General features: G+C 64.8%; 15 protein-coding genes. 6 read left to right on the top strand and 9 right to left on the bottom strand.

What is annotated here, in order from left to right; genetic code table 11:
• Positions 1–72 precede the first annotated feature (72 nt).
• Complete coding sequence (locus MAB_RS09450; RefSeq protein ID WP_005085191.1) at positions 73–1,659, bottom strand: ABC-F family ATP-binding cassette domain-containing protein; 1,587 nt, start codon at positions 1,657–1,659, stop codon at positions 73–75.
• A gap of 189 nt (positions 1,660–1,848) precedes the next feature.
• On the opposite strand from MAB_RS09450, the gene MAB_RS09440 reads away from it, so the two are divergent.
• Complete coding sequence (locus MAB_RS09440; protein ID WP_005110383.1) at positions 1,849–2,739, top strand: hypothetical protein; 891 nt, start codon at positions 1,849–1,851, stop codon at positions 2,737–2,739.
• Positions 2,740–2,741: 2 nt separating this feature from the next.
• Here MAB_RS09440 and MAB_RS09435 read toward each other — a convergent pair whose 3' ends face one another.
• On the bottom strand, positions 2,742–3,455 hold the full coding sequence (locus tag MAB_RS09435; RefSeq protein WP_005110381.1) for a hypothetical protein: 714 nt from the start codon (positions 3,453–3,455) through the stop codon (positions 2,742–2,744).
• 84 nt (positions 3,456–3,539) lie between these two features.
• Entirely contained in the window at positions 3,540–4,208 is a 669-nt protein-coding gene (locus MAB_RS09430) for a M15 family metallopeptidase (RefSeq protein ID WP_005060503.1), read from the bottom strand.
• Positions 4,209–4,259: 51 nt separating this feature from the next.
• Between MAB_RS09430 and MAB_RS09425 the strand changes: the two genes are divergently transcribed.
• The 3 genes from MAB_RS09425 (at position 4,260) to MAB_RS09415 (ending at position 6,724) form a co-directional block, all read left to right on the top strand.
• Positions 4,260–5,294, top strand: a complete 1,035-nt coding sequence (locus MAB_RS09425) for a catalase family peroxidase (RefSeq protein ID WP_005067306.1) — start codon at positions 4,260–4,262, stop codon at positions 5,292–5,294.
• Entirely contained in the window at positions 5,294–5,833 is a 540-nt protein-coding gene (locus MAB_RS09420) for a cytochrome b (protein ID WP_005110379.1), read from the top strand. Before MAB_RS09425 ends, MAB_RS09420 begins: the two co-directional genes overlap by 1 nt.
• A 66-nt stretch (positions 5,834–5,899) precedes the next feature.
• The gene (locus MAB_RS09415; protein WP_005074730.1) at positions 5,900–6,724 is read left to right on the top strand and encodes a glycoside hydrolase family 16 protein; all 825 of its coding nucleotides are present in this window, start codon (positions 5,900–5,902) and stop codon (positions 6,722–6,724) included.
• Positions 6,725–6,772: 48 nt separating this feature from the next.
• Here the strand turns inward: MAB_RS09415 and MAB_RS09410 are convergent, their stop codons facing one another.
• Both MAB_RS09410 and MAB_RS09405 read right to left on the bottom strand, forming a co-directional pair.
• A complete protein-coding gene (locus MAB_RS09410) occupies positions 6,773–7,864 on the bottom strand; it encodes a GGDEF domain-containing protein (RefSeq protein WP_005110376.1) in 1,092 nt (363 codons plus the stop codon).
• Between the two features lie 156 nt (positions 7,865–8,020).
• Positions 8,021–8,791 carry a S1/P1 nuclease gene (locus MAB_RS09405; protein ID WP_005110374.1) on the bottom strand — a complete coding sequence of 257 codons (771 nt, stop codon included), beginning with the start codon at positions 8,789–8,791 and terminating at the stop codon, positions 8,021–8,023.
• Between the two features lie 116 nt (positions 8,792–8,907).
• Here MAB_RS09405 and MAB_RS09400 point away from each other — a divergent pair, with 116 nt between their 5' ends.
• Entirely contained in the window at positions 8,908–9,171 is a 264-nt protein-coding gene (locus MAB_RS09400) for a hypothetical protein (RefSeq protein ID WP_005110372.1), read from the top strand.
• Positions 9,172–9,179: 8 nt separating this feature from the next.
• Here the strand turns inward: MAB_RS09400 and MAB_RS25485 are convergent, their stop codons facing one another.
• Positions 9,180–9,419: an arylsulfatase gene (locus tag MAB_RS25485; protein ID WP_005110369.1), complete on the bottom strand. Its 240-nt coding sequence runs from the start codon at positions 9,417–9,419 to the stop codon at positions 9,180–9,182.
• 515 nt (positions 9,420–9,934) lie between these two features.
• Here MAB_RS25485 and MAB_RS09390 point away from each other — a divergent pair.
• Complete coding sequence (locus tag MAB_RS09390) at positions 9,935–10,762, top strand: RsiV family protein (RefSeq protein WP_005115041.1); 828 nt, start codon at positions 9,935–9,937, stop codon at positions 10,760–10,762.
• A 122-nt stretch (positions 10,763–10,884) separates the two neighbouring features.
• On the opposite strand, the gene MAB_RS09385 is transcribed toward MAB_RS09390, so the two are convergent.
• Genes MAB_RS09385 through MAB_RS09375 form a run of 3 tightly spaced genes read right to left on the bottom strand, consistent with a single transcriptional unit; the run spans position 10,885 to position 13,374 of the window.
• Positions 10,885–11,361, bottom strand: coding sequence for a hypothetical protein (locus MAB_RS09385; protein ID WP_005110366.1), 477 nt, complete (start codon positions 11,359–11,361; stop codon positions 10,885–10,887).
• Positions 11,362–11,380: 19 nt separating this feature from the next.
• The gene (locus tag MAB_RS09380; protein ID WP_172527629.1) at positions 11,381–11,986 is read right to left on the bottom strand and encodes a sensor domain-containing protein; all 606 of its coding nucleotides are present in this window, start codon (positions 11,984–11,986) and stop codon (positions 11,381–11,383) included.
• 26 nt (positions 11,987–12,012) lie between these two features.
• Positions 12,013–13,374, bottom strand: coding sequence for a C40 family peptidase (locus tag MAB_RS09375; protein WP_005110363.1), 1,362 nt, complete (start codon positions 13,372–13,374; stop codon positions 12,013–12,015).
• Position 13,375 lies beyond the last annotated feature (1 nt).

The raw sequence follows: 13,375 nt of genomic DNA, 5'->3' as shown, positions 1-13,375 counted from the left end.
GCGCATTCGCGGTCGTGAAACATGACGAGCTCAGTGTGTGGAGGCGGGGTTGTGCGGGGCCTGCGTATTGCACTACCCGATTACCGGATCGGGTCTCCAGTCCACCTGCGCGGCCCCGATGTCCTCCAGAAAGCCCAGGTCATGGCTGGCAACGAGCACCGCGCCCCGATACTCGGCAAGCGCGGAGACCAGCGCGTCGTAGGAGGCGAAGTCCAGGTTGTTGGTGGGTTCGTCGAGCAGCAGCAGCTGTGGAGCGGGGTCCGCCAGCAGCACGGCGGCCAGTGTCGCCCGGAACCGTTCACCACCGGAGAGCGCCCCGACCAGTTTGTCGGCTGCATTGCCGCGGAACAGGAATCGCGCCAGCCTGGCCCGGACGGCATTGACGTCGGCGTGTGGAGCACGGCGCGCCACATTGTCGGCAACACTCAGCGAATCGTCCAGCAGGTCCAGGCGCTGTGGCAGGAGCCCGAGCGGAACATGCACCGTCGCAGAACCCTCGGCGGCCGGGATGCGTCCGGCGATGGTGTGCAGCAGGGTGGTCTTACCCGAACCGTTGGGCCCCACCAGGCCGACACGCTGCGGTCCCCGCAGATCCAGATGCGCGGGCACCCCGTGGCGCAGCACCAGCTGTTCGGTGGTGAGCACGACGCGTCCGGCGGGAACCTCGGTGCCGGGCAGGTCGATACGGATGGAACGGTCCGCACGCAGGCGGGTCTGCGCCTCGCCCAAATTCTCGCGGGCCTTGTCCAGCCGGTCGGTTTGGGTCTGCTTGAGCGCCGCCGCCGACTCCTGCGCGGCCCGCTTGCGCAGCCCCATGACGATCTTGGGCTCGCGCTTGTTGGCCTGCATCTTGGCGCCGTAGCGGCGGCGCTGCGCGATCACCCGTTCCGCCTCGGCAAGGTCACGCCGCTCACGGCGCACCTCGGCCTTGGCCGTGGAGATCGCCTGCGCGGCGGCCTCCTGTTCGGCCGCGACCGCGGCTGCGTAATCGCTGTATCCGCCGCCGTACCAGGTCACACCGCCGTCGCGCAGATCGCCGATGCGTTCAACGTGTTCCAGCAGCTCGCGGTCGTGGCTGACCACCAGCAGGGTGCGCTGCCAGGCGGACACCACGTCGTAGAGATGCCGCCGGGATTCACCGTCGAGATTGTTGGTGGGCTCGTCGAGCAGCAGAACGTCGGGACGCCGCAACAGCAGCCGGGCCAGGCCCAGCCGAATCACCTCTCCGCCGGACAGCTCGCCCAGCGAGCGGTCCAGCACCGCCGCCGGCAGGCCCAGCCGGTCCAGTTCGGCACGCACCCGCTCGGCCAGATCCCAGTCGTCACCGACGGTGTCGAAGTCGGTCTGGTCGGTGGAGCCGTTCTCGATGGCCTCGATGGCCGCCAGCACCGGCGTCAGGCCCAGCAGGTCGGGCACCGACTGATCGGCGCGGATAGTGAGATCCTGTGGCAGATAACCAATCTCACCCGAGGCGTGCACCATACCGGAGGTGGGCCGCAGCTCGCCCGCGATGAGTTTGAGCAGCGTGGACTTACCGGAACCGTTGACACCTACCAGTCCGGAACGCCCCGCCGGAACCAGCATGTCGAGCCCGTCGAGCGCGACGGAGCCATCGGGATGTGTGTAGGTGAGTGCGCCGCAGGAGATGACAGCAGACATGGAAAGAACCTTCCTGTGAGGTGGGGTCGCCGAAATCGCGCGATGGCGCGCCGGCGGATTGCCAGACCTCACAGATCCATGCCGTACCTTTCGTCGGGGACGAGGACGTCAGCCAGGATAGGCGCGACGGGCCTGAGCGGCAAGGGAATTTTCCCGCCAGGTCAGGGCCGTCGCGCGTAGCATGCTGCCATGCCGGCCGAGACAGCGTCGGAGGACTCGGAGGATCCGGTATCGATCCTTCGCCCCGTCATCGCCGTGATCACCACGGTGGGAACACCGTTGACGATGATCACCGCGCTGCTGCTGTATTTCGGTTGGGCACGCAGCGACGCGCAGTCCCAGTGGATGGGCATCGAGGTAAGCCTGTTTCGCTTCAGCACTCAGGACTATGTGCTGCGCAGCATCAGCACCCTGTACCTGCCGATCCTGGCGACGGCGGTCATCGGAATCGCCTGGCTGGCAGCGCATCGCGCGGTGACCGAGAAGATCGAACGCGACGGCATGACCGACACCATCCGGGCGATCTGCCGGGTGACGATGCTCGGCGGGCTAGCCGTCGCGATCCTGGGAGTGGTGATGCCCGCGCTCACACGCCACTGGGAGCCCGGTTCGGTGGTGTGGCCGCTGATGATCGCGATCGGCACGGCACTGGCGGTGTACGGCAGACATGTGAGCCGTCAGGGGCGAGAACGCGCACGGCCCCGTAATGCCATTGCCCGTCCGCACGATGTGCTCGAAGCGGTGCTGGTCGGCATTGTGATTGCGGCGGCGCTGTTCTGGGCAGTGCAGGGATATGCCGATATCGTCGGCCGGGGATACGCGCAGCGCTATGAAGATTCGGTGTCGTCGCTGCCCCGCGCGACGGCGGTCAGCGAAAGCCCGTTGGGTATCGACTCTCCCGTGGTACGTACCGAGCAGATCGCCGCCGGCCCCAAAACGCTGTACCGCACCACCGGCTTACGGCTGCTGGCCGAATCCGGGGGCAGACTGTTCCTGATGACCGAGGGCTGGACCATCCGCGACGGCAGCATCATCGTGCTGGACGAGAACGATTCGGTGCACTGGCAGTTCTCGCACTGACCTCATCGCGCAGACGGCGTTGTCGTTGTGGTCGTCGTCGTCGTGGTCGTGGTCGTCGTGGTCGTGGTCGTCGATGAGGTGGTGCTCGACGTGGTGGAACTGGTTGTGGAGGAACCGGTATCGCCATTCTCATCCGGCGGCACAAAGCTGTTGTTGTCCTTCGAGCATGCGGTGCGGCCGTCGGTCTGCGGGAACGTCAAGGCGGGCTGGCGCCCGGGGTTCTCCCGATGCCAGGCCAGGAGTTTGGTGATCATCGCCGCGATGGTGTCGTCCACACACTGCGCCGGGCCGATCTCGATTCCCGCCCCGCGCGCCGCGAAGGCATTGGCCGCCGCATCCCATTGGCTCTCTTCACCGTTCACCGCGGCACGGCACACCCCCACCGCGGCGTCGTACAGATTGCCGCTGGGGTTTTGAACGTTCTTCAGGCTGTCGCAGTCATGTTTGAGGAAGTAGACGTATACGTCCCAGCCCGGCGTCGGGAAGGCGGGGTCCTTGGGGCCGTAGGGCACCCACGCGAGCCCGTCGTCCTTGGGCTTCTTTCCGGATGTGGATCCGCCGCCCTCATGGATGATCGTCGTCTGATCGGTGACGGTCTGGGTCACGGTATGGGTGACCGTTTCACCGGCTCCCCCGCAGGCGGCGAGGGCGGCCGTCAGTAGCGTCAGTGGGACGCTGTGATGTAGCCGTCCAGCAAGATTCGGTGACGCAGCCATGCCAGGGAAATTACTCCCGCAGGGCGCCCGCACACCGGGTACTGGACTACCCAATTTTTCCCGGTTTGCGGTACCACCGTACGGTCAGTTGACGGGCGCGTTCAGGAACGGGCGCCCCTCACCCGCGCCGGGACCGTCGAAGTGCCACCACTCCCCCGAATACACCTGCAGCCCACCGGCTTGCATGGCCGCACGCAGGCGTGCACGGTTGGCCTGCTGGTCGGGGCTCACCCCTTCGGTGGCAAAAGCCAGCGAGCGCGGCGAGAAGTCGTCGAAGCCGGTCCCCATATCGACCAGGCCGCGCGCGTTGGCCAGGGTGACGTCCACCGAACGTCCGGCCTCGTGGCTGCGGGCGTACTGGCCGGGCTTGGCGACCCAATTGGGATTGGGCACCACCTGGAACATGCGGACCTGCACCTCATGCGGGCGGTAGCAGTCCCAGAAGACCAGCCGCTCCCCATTGGTGCGCAGCGTGTCGGCGGCGGTCTTGAGGCCGGGCGCCATCGACTCGTGCACCAGGCAGCGCGCACCGGCCGGATACAGCTGCACACCGGTGAAGTTGTTGGTGGTGGCGTAGCGCAGGTCGATCACGGCGTCGGGCACCACGGTGCGCACGTCGACCAGCCCGGCGGCCCGGGCGGCCTCACTGACGGGCGGGATGTCGGGGTCGGCACTGGCGGGGGCAACCTGGCCGAGAGCACAGCCGATACCGAGAGCTGCGTACCCGAAACCGAGGATCAGACGCTTCATCATCTCTTCATTGTCTTCATTGGACCTTCATAATCCGGTATTACCCTTCACATCGTGGTCGCACACAAGCTGGATCGCCGCATGTTTGTGGGTCTGGTCGCTGCCGGAGCCGTCACCGTGACGGGTCTGGGCGGCTTCTTGGCATTGGAGGGCCGGGCTGGCTCCCGGTTGACGGGGCGCTCGTTCATCGACCTGTTTGAGGCCACGGGCGGACGGTTCGTCGGGTATCGCCGCAATCACGCCAAAGCCCTTGCGGTGTCGGGCCGTTTCGAGAGCAATGGCGCGGGCGCGGAGATCTCGTCGGCCTCGGTGTTCACCGCGGGGGTATATCCGGTGTCCGGACGGTTCTCGGTGGGCGGCCAGAACCCGCACCAACCCGACACCGGCTCCGGACAGGCGCTGGCTCTTGAGTTTTCACTTCCCGGTGGAGAGCAATGGCGTACCGCCATGGCCGCGGCCCCGGTGTTCATGGCCCCCACGCCGGAGATGTTCTTCGGGCTGCTCTCGGCGCGGCTGTCCGGCGACAAGGACCGGGTGGCGGCCTTCATGCGGGACAACCCGCCCGCGGCGGCCGCGCAGAAGCTGATCGAAGCCGGGCCCAAGGCGTCGTCCTTCGCCGCGGCGAGCTATTCGAGCCTCAACACCTTCATCTTCGTCACGAAAAACGGTGTGCGAACACCGGTGCGGTGGCGGGTGGTGCCCGACGGGAACCCCACCGGTACGGCGGCCAAGGACGGGCCCAATTGGATGTTCGAGGCCCTGGCCCAGCGGGTGCGGTTCGGTGAGCTGCGCTATCGACTGCTGCTGCAGATCGGTGTTCCCGGACAGGATCCGACGAATGATCCGACGCTTCCGTGGCCGCCGGACCGCAGACAGATCGACGCCGGCACGCTGGTGCTAGGACATGCGATTCCGCGGGAGCAGGAGCACATCCGGGACACCAACTTTGATCCGACGGTGCTGCCCACGGGAATTGAGTTGTCCGATGATCCGATTCTCGCGGCGCGCGCGGCAATCTACGCCGAATCGTTTCGGCGGCGTGCGCGGGAGACGCCCGCGCCGGTGGAGCAATTCGGGCAGGACATGTGATGACGGAAACCACCGCGCCCCCGGCAGATGAGCGTTTCGGGTTGGCGGCACAGCTGCTGCATTGGGTGATGGCGGTCGCGATCATCGCGATGCTGGTGCTGGGTGCGCTGCTGGTCGGGTCGCTCGGCGACTATCCGATGGTGCTGGCCTGGCATAAGGCCATCGGCGTGCTGGTGCTGGTGCTGGCGGTGCTGCGGATCGGCAACCGGATCTGGCACCGGCCGCCGCCGTTGTCATTGGCAGGCCCGGAGCGGTTCATCGCGGCGGGCTCGGAGCTGGCGATGTACACGTTGTTCCTGACCCAGCCGGTGATCGGGTGGGCGCTGGTATCGGCCTCGGGGGTGCCGGTGCAGATCGCCGGATTGCGTCTTCCGTCGATCACACCCACCAGCGTGCAGTGGTACGGATTACTGCGCGAGACGCACGCGTGGGTGGCGTATGGGTTGCTCGCCTGCATAGTTGCCCATGTCAGCGCCGTGCTGTTTCACACCATCGGGTTGCGGGACCGGCTGCTCTCCAGAATGCTGCCGCGCCACTAGCAGCCAAAATGGCCGGGGCTGCGCCCAACGCCGGGGAACAACCATTATCGTTTCGGGGTGCCTGAAATGGATCGCCGTAAATTGATACTGACCATGGGCTTCGGCATGGCCGCAGCTGCTTTGCCCCTTCCCAAGGCTCAGGCCGATCGGGTGCATCCTCCGGCGGCACCGCCCGACGCCCAGTCCAGCGGTTTTGTGTTCCGTGACGAGTTCGACGGCCCCGCCGGTTCGGCGCCCGACGGTTCCAAGTGGGTGGCCGCGAAGTTCCGCGAGCGCATCAAGAACCCGGTGTTCTGGGATCGCCCCGAGAACATGGGCGAGTACCGCGACAGCCGCACCAACATCTTCCTCGACGGAAACTCCAACCTGGTGATCCGTGCGACCAAGGAAGGCAACAAGTACTTCAGCGGCAAGCTGCACGGCACCTTCCGCGGCGGCATGGGCCACACCTTCGAGGCACGCATCAAGTTCAACTGCTTGACCGACGGTTGCTGGCCGGCCTGGTGGCTGCTGAACGACAACCCGGAGCGCGGCGGCGAGATCGACATGGCCGAGTGGTACGGCAACCGCGACTGGCCCTCGGGCACCACGGTGCACGCACGCCTGGACGGCACCTCCTTCGAGACGCTGCCGGTGCCCATCGACAGCAACTGGCACACCTGGCGCTGCACCTGGACCGAGGCCGGACTGTACTTCTGGATGGACTACCACGACGGCATGGAGCCGTACCTGACGGTCGACGCCAATTCCCTTGACGATTGGCCGTTTAACGATCCGGGCTACACGCTGCAGCCGATGCTGAACCTGGCTGTCGCCGGTTCCGGCGGTGGCGATCCGGCCGGCGGCTCGTACCCGGCGGAGATGCTCGTCGACTACGTGCGCGTCTGGTAGCCGGGCGGAAGTTGTTGGCGGCGGCCTGGTGTCCGGGCCGCCGCCGAACTATCCCGCCTTCTTGGCGCCGTACATCGCGCCGTCAGCCTCGACCAAAAGGTGGGTGACGATGGGCCCCAGGGTGTGGATCGTCGTACGGTCCGATTCGGGCAGGATCGCGGCGGCGACCCCGACGCTGGCGCTCACCGGGACGTCCTCGCTCGCACTGTTCAACGCCTCTTCCACCGCCCGCTGATAGTCGATGTGCGGTGGCGCGTCGCCGACCACCACGATGCCGAACTCATCGCCACCGAGCCTGGCCAACAAGGCATCCGGCCCCACCACCGATCGCAGCCGGTGCGCCGTGCGTTGCAGCACCTGATCACCGACATGGTGACCGAAGGTATCGTTGATCTGCTTGAACAGGTTCAGATCGACCACCACGACAGTCACGTGCATGCCGGGAACGCCGACCGTGGCCTCATATGCTTCCTGCAGACCGCGCCTGTTCAGCAGGCCGGTCAGCACATCGTGGCGCGCCAGGCGATCTCGCCCGTCGGCGTGCTCACTGAACTGCGCCTTACCCACGTAGATGACCAATCCGGCAAACAGATTCGCCAACAGCATCGTTACCACCGCCGCGGCGAGAGCGGCCGCCGAGTACTCGTCGCGGGATACCGCTCCCACTACCGCCAGCACGGTTCCGGCAGTGGTCACCAGCGATTGCATCGCGACCGCCACCCGGCCATGGACCAGGGATACGTACGCGCTGACCGCCAGTAGCCACGCCAACTTCACAAAGGCGACGCCGGTCGTCGTCACGACGCAGATGCCGATCAGAATGGCCACATCGCAGTACAGGACGTACGCGACCGACTCCCCATAGGTCACCGCCCGGGCCCTCGCGTAACGAATTCCCCAGAGGAACGCCGGAATCGACAGGGAGATACACAGCAAGGGAATTGTCGACATTCCCGTGGCGGCGAGCAGGATTGCCGCCGCACCGACGGCCGTGATGAATACCGCGTTCGCCCGCGAGACCGGTCGCCGCAGCCCGACCCGTTCAAGAATGTCGTTGTTGGCCCCGTAAACCTGTGCGCCTGTACTACACCGGTTCGACTCTGATCCGAAGCCGTTCCGACCCGGATATGTGGTAACCACGTATCGCCCCTACCCAAGCAACCATCGACACACCGCAAACCGACATTGCCCGACCCAATCGACGGCCAGCCAACTGTGGTCACCGCCAATCCCCAATCCAGGCATAGTAGACCATTGCGATGACGGGTATTGACGGCGTCAGGCCGGTCCCATCCGCTAGGTCAACGTGGCATTGAGCAAGCGCGCCAAGCGTTCACCGGCCAGGCGCAGCTGCGCCTCGGCGACCGGGCGGTATTGGTTGGTGTAGTCGGTGCCGATGGTCGAGGTACTGGGGTATACCCCGATAGCGATCTGACAGGTGTCCTGTGCCCAGTCGACGGGGTCGGCGCTGCCGAGATCGGGTGCGGGCAATCCCTCGATCACCTGGGCGTATTGGGCATCGCTGAGGCCGCGAGTATTCAGTAACCCGCTGTCCCACACCGAATGCAGGTTGGTGGATCGGCCGTTGTAGGTCAGTGGGATGTCGTTGCCACCGCGGTCGCGGGCGTAGGCATCATGCATCGGCTGGTGGATGTCACCCACGAAATGCACGACGAACTTCAGCGCCTCCGTGCGTTCGGCATCCGTTTTGGTGGTGTCGCCCAGGATCGCGGTCTGGCTGCGGATGGCCTCGATGACGTTGTTGCCGTTGTCGCCGTTCACCGCGGGCACGTACTGGCAGTTGTTCTCGGCGATATCGGCGTAGTGCCAGGGTGCGGTCTCGGGACGGCTGGGACGCACCTGGTCGGCCCAGTTGGCGACCCCGGCCAGTGTCGGGGTGGCCTCGCCGGCCAGCAAGCGCGAGACCTCGGCACGGGCCGCGGGTGAGAGCTTCGCATCGGCGACCGCGCCCACGATGTTGTGTCCCTGCGGGCCCCAGGCGGCGGCCAGCGGAGCCGTCACCAGTAGCAGGGTGGCCGCAACCACCAACGCACCAAGCCTTTTCATCACCACACCACGGTGACACAGTGGGGCCGTACCGGCGTAGGTAGACGCCTACTCCATCTATGAATTGGTCAAGTTGTCGCCGCCCCGAAACCACACCAGCGCGTAGCATCCCGTTCGTGAGCATCTGGCGGCGTATCGACGGCAAGCACACCGGCGTGGGCCGGGACGAGCCCGCCGCCGAGTGCGGCACCGAGGTGGCCGAGGCCGCCGCACCCGGGCCCATCTACATCTGGGACGGCGCGACCCCCGAGAACCGCACGGGCGGCTTCGCGATCGACGAATACCACCCCGGATCGGCAGTGACCGGGCACATCGTGATCGAGGCCGCCGCCAAGCCTCCGTTCGGTGCGTGGGAACAGCTCAGCGAGTGGCCCGCTTAGTCTTTGGCTCAGTCTTTCGCGAAGACGATGGCGAGCTTCTTCTCCAGGTTGGCGTAGGGCTCCCCGGAGATATCGACCACCACCTGGGCGATGGTGCCGCCGGTAAGCGAGTAGCGCGCCGGGTAGTCCGAGGACACCGCCGAGCCGCCGTTGCGTCCGATGGACAGGCTGGCCCCGGCCAGACCGAATGTGCCGGGATGGATTTCGACGTCTCTGAGTGCGCCGACGGCCTGTTCGTCGATGAACACAGCACGTGCCCGCCGTGCGCGCCACCTTGCTTGAAGATGACACCCTGCGCTGCCGGTTTCGTGGTGACTTCGGCGAGGATCGAAAAGGATTGGCCGCGAATCTCAACCATCGCACCGAGACCTACCGCGGCACTGTTGGGGTAGTAGGAAAACGAGGTGCGCTCCCCTGCCAGGTAGGGGCGCCATCGCGTCATGGTTTCCAGGATGTTCAGGTCGGTTAGCGGTAGGCCGTTGTACTTGGCGGCCCCGTCGAACCAGCGTTGAGGTACAGGATGTTGGGGCGCCCTCCGGCGCGGTGGGCGCCGCGTACGGAGTCCAATCGGGTTCGGAATCCCTTATATCCAAGGCGATTTTGCCGTGGAAACGGCGTCTGGCGATCCCGTCATGGCCGCTCCCTAGTAAGGGGTTCAAGATCCAAGAACGGTGTGATCGTAGCGAGGCGGTGCGGCTATGGAGAGGCCTTTGATCTCACCGGTCCAGGCACTTGGTTCACCTTCCGAAGTTAAAGTGCAGACGTGCCCTACTTATCTCTGCGCTCGATCAGCGCGTCCGTGCTGGTCACGGCCGCCTCCATCTTCGGTTTTTCTGGTGTGGCGGGGGCGGCACCACACGATTACTGCGGCGACTTGAAGGGCACCAATACCGGCAAGACATGTGAGATCCGCCTCTCCGATACCGGATACAGCGTCGACGTCACCATTCCGCTGAACTACCCGGATCAGAAGTCGATCGCCGAATACGTGGCCAAGACGCGCGATGCCTTCGTCAACGCCGCCAAGTCCGGTGCGGCCCGCAGCACGACGGCCCAGTTGAGCATGAAGCCGACCGAATACAACTCCGACCTGCCCCCGCGCGGTACGCAGACCGTGGTGTTCAAGGTGTACCAAACCGGCGGGAACGGGCAGCCGCAGACCGCCTACAAGGCGTTCAACTGGGATCAGAGCTATCGCAAACCGGTTCTCTACACGGTGCCCAAGGACGACAAAGACGATGCGCCGCTGTGGCGGGTGGACGATCCGCTGAAGACCGTCGCGCCGATTGTGCAGGCGCAGCTGCAGCAGCAGCTGGCCCCGCCGCCGGTGGCGACCCCCACCCCGACCACGACCTCGGGGCAGCCGACTACCACCACATCGACCACTACTACTTCCACGACGCCACCGCCTCCCCCGCCGCCGCTGCCGTTCTCACCGGCGACGCTCTACGACCCCGCCAACTACCAGAACTTCGCGGTGCTCAACGACGGTATTCGGTTCTTCTTCGACCAGGGCGCGATACTGCCCGACTCATATGGGGCGCTGCAGGTACTGGTGCCGCGGTCGGCGATTGACCCGATGATTGCGTGACGCGGGAGCGTCCCAACTCTTCAAGGGCCTTATGAGCGACGACATACACCCGGTGTGGCGTGGAGATGCCAGGCTTCCGGGGTGCCGTTACCCGCTACTCACTCCGTGCACGTTTTCGATCGTCACACCGGCAACGGCGGATGACACCAAGAGTAAAGCGCCGCGGCCTGTTTGGCCGCATAGGCCATCACCGGCCTGGAGCCACGAGTGAGCACTGTGTGGGCCTCTTCGAGTTGTTCTCGCACGGGCCGCAGTAGCTGGTAATCGATGGCTTCGGACCGCTTCGGGAAGGGCGGATGGTCGGGGCGGGTGATCGATGCCTCGAAAGCTGCCGCAGTGTTCGGCACCACCACGTCACCCGCGAAGTAGGCATCCACCATCTCGTCTTCGGCGCGCATCTTCACCGCATAGCGCCGGTACCCCTCGGCTTGCCACCGCATCAGATCAACCAGCGCCTGAAGGCTCGCAGCGTCCTGTGGCGAAATACTGTAGCCAGCAGCGTCATCGAGGAATACATCGAGCTGCCAGGCCGCCATATCGTACAAGCCCGCGGCCAGCTCCAGCCGCGGCGGATCTAGTTGGGGCTGCGGCTTCGTCATTGGGCATACCTCTTGGCGGTCACGCGCGAGAACGCAGTTTCTCTCGAATCCGTTGCAGGACGGTTTCAGCCACATGCGGGTCGGTGGAAAAGTGGGCGGCGCTGACATCGATGATCACTTGCTCGTCCAGTCGATACAGCTCGACACTGCCCGGTCCGTTGACGGTGTCGGCGTACTGGGCCATAACGGTCTTGTCATCGCCTGCTAACTTGCTCAGCGTGTATGGAGCGCCGTAACGCGCGACGGGATAGCTTTTCTGGCAAGCCGACAGGTTGTCCTGGATTCCGCCGAAGACCGATTGGGCTGCGTTGCGGTCTGGGTATACAGCGATGCTCTGCTTGATTCCAATGTTGCTCGGCCCGGAATATGTGAGGGTGCGGAAGTTCGTCCACCCCTCACCGAACTTCTGGTCCTGGTTGAACAGTTTTTGGCACGCGACGGACATGTCGAAATCAGGCTGCGTGTCGGTGTATGGCTTATGCAGGTCGAAGTCGGGTTCTGATTCGAGTGCTGGCGGCGTTATCTCACGCACTTCCGCAACACTCAGAGTCAGGGTGCTACTGTCCGGCGGCGCGGGAGGTTCCGTTGTCGCAGTGGGTGCTTGCGTGCAACCCACCAACACCATCAGCAGTCCGGCAAGCAACACCCTCGTCACTTGAGCCTCAACACGTCTGTCATACGGCTATCCTCGTCCGCATTGTCCAACCTGACAGGCTTTCCCGATTCAGGCGCATTGATCATGTACCCATTACCGACATATATACCGGTGTGCTGAGTGTTGTTGCCGCTAAATGCTTCATGGCCACTGCCCGGGGTCTCGAAGACAAGAATGTCGCCCGACTGCGCGATACTCGAGATCTTCCCGGATGGAATTCTGGCGCCGCCGGATACCGGCGTCAGATGCTGACTCTTGTCGATCCTGTCCGTGCCTGCACCAGAGTCGAGACCGTCCGCCCGCTGGAACACATCGTATCCAGCGCCCTGTTGAGTCGAATAGCGCACGAGCCCGCCGCAGTCGAACCCTGTGCGCTGGTCATCGTGATACCGGTGTGCGCCTCCGTCTGGCGGATCCCCCGCAAGCGTCCCTTGAGTTGGCCCGCCGACAGACTTGTTGCCACCCCAGGCGTACGAAACGCCTTGCTGACGTCCGGCCGCACCGATAACACGTAACCCCTTGTCACTCACAGCCTCCGGCTTAGGCAACGCCAGCGGCGGCGTTCCGGGTGCACGTTGGCTGCCGTCCGGATTCTTACCCGACAGGTAGTCCTTCCACGCCTGATCGCGTTGCGGTCCGGGAGCCATGTTCTGGTCCCACCCAGGCGGGTTATCGGCCATCGGAATTGTCTTGCCGGGGATCATGGTCGGCGTGGCCCCATTGGGATATGGCGGGTTTCCATCCGGCCCACCCACGGGCCCAGACGCCAACATCGATGGGTCTTGCGGCGCGGGCTTGGGCTCGTCCTTTGGTTTGTCTGCTGGCACCTGGCCGCCGATGGTTGGCATACCGCCGGAAGTAATGGCACGCAATGCATTTGCGATGTCCGCATCGACAGTGGTTGCCCTGGCCAAGACATTCTGCATACGTTGTTCGAGGTCCTGTTTGACCATCGCGGACTGGTAATCCAGGGACGCGCCACCCGTGTTGATAGTGCCGTTCGGATTGAGTTTCCAGTGGACGGTGGTACCCGAGCTGTCGAATGACGCATTTCGCTCGACAGTCCCCTTGATGTCTTGGTACTCGCGCTTGACGGCCAGGACCTCGTCATAGAGGGGCTTCATCGCGTCGGCGACAGCTTTAGCCTGCCGACCCTGCTCGGCGATGTCGGTACGCAGTTTACCGTGTTGGGCCTTCCACGCCTCGGCCGTCAAACCACCCCAGTCACTCAAACTCCGTTTGGTGCCGTCGTAATTCTCGCCAAGTTTCTCCAGAGATTTGTGGGCGCTCTCAGCGGTCCCGATCACAGCAAGTAGCTTGTCCGGATTCCACTTCTCGATATCAGCGGGGGTCACCATG

The sequence above is a fragment of the Mycobacteroides abscessus ATCC 19977 genome (assembly GCF_000069185.1).
Classification (GTDB): domain Bacteria; phylum Actinomycetota; class Actinomycetes; order Mycobacteriales; family Mycobacteriaceae; genus Mycobacterium; species Mycobacterium abscessus.
The sequence above is the reverse complement of the archived record's forward strand: the minus strand, read 5'-3'. Positions and strand labels throughout refer to the sequence as shown.

Bases quoted from the DNA above. Each gene is read 5' to 3' on its own strand.
- MAB_RS09450 (WP_005085191.1), bottom strand. From the start codon at position 1,659: ATGTCTGCTGTCATCTCCTGCGGCGCACTCACCTACACACATCCCGAT.
- MAB_RS09440 (WP_005110383.1), top strand. From the start codon at position 1,849: ATGCCGGCCGAGACAGCGTCGGAGGACTCGGAGGATCCGGTATCGATC.
- MAB_RS09435 (WP_005110381.1), bottom strand. From the start codon at position 3,455: ATGGCTGCGTCACCGAATCTTGCTGGACGGCTACATCACAGCGTCCCA.
- MAB_RS09430 (WP_005060503.1), bottom strand. From the start codon at position 4,208: ATGATGAAGCGTCTGATCCTCGGTTTCGGGTACGCAGCTCTCGGTATC.
- MAB_RS09420 (WP_005110379.1), top strand. From the start codon at position 5,294: ATGACGGAAACCACCGCGCCCCCGGCAGATGAGCGTTTCGGGTTGGCG.
- MAB_RS09415 (WP_005074730.1), top strand. From the start codon at position 5,900: ATGGATCGCCGTAAATTGATACTGACCATGGGCTTCGGCATGGCCGCA.
- MAB_RS09405 (WP_005110374.1), bottom strand. From the start codon at position 8,791: ATGAAAAGGCTTGGTGCGTTGGTGGTTGCGGCCACCCTGCTACTGGTG.
- MAB_RS09385 (WP_005110366.1), bottom strand. From the start codon at position 11,361: ATGACGAAGCCGCAGCCCCAACTAGATCCGCCGCGGCTGGAGCTGGCC.
- MAB_RS09380 (WP_172527629.1), bottom strand. From the start codon at position 11,986: ATGGTGTTGGTGGGTTGCACGCAAGCACCCACTGCGACAACGGAACCT.
- MAB_RS09375 (WP_005110363.1), bottom strand. From the start codon at position 13,374: ATGGTGACCCCCGCTGATATCGAGAAGTGGAATCCGGACAAGCTACTT.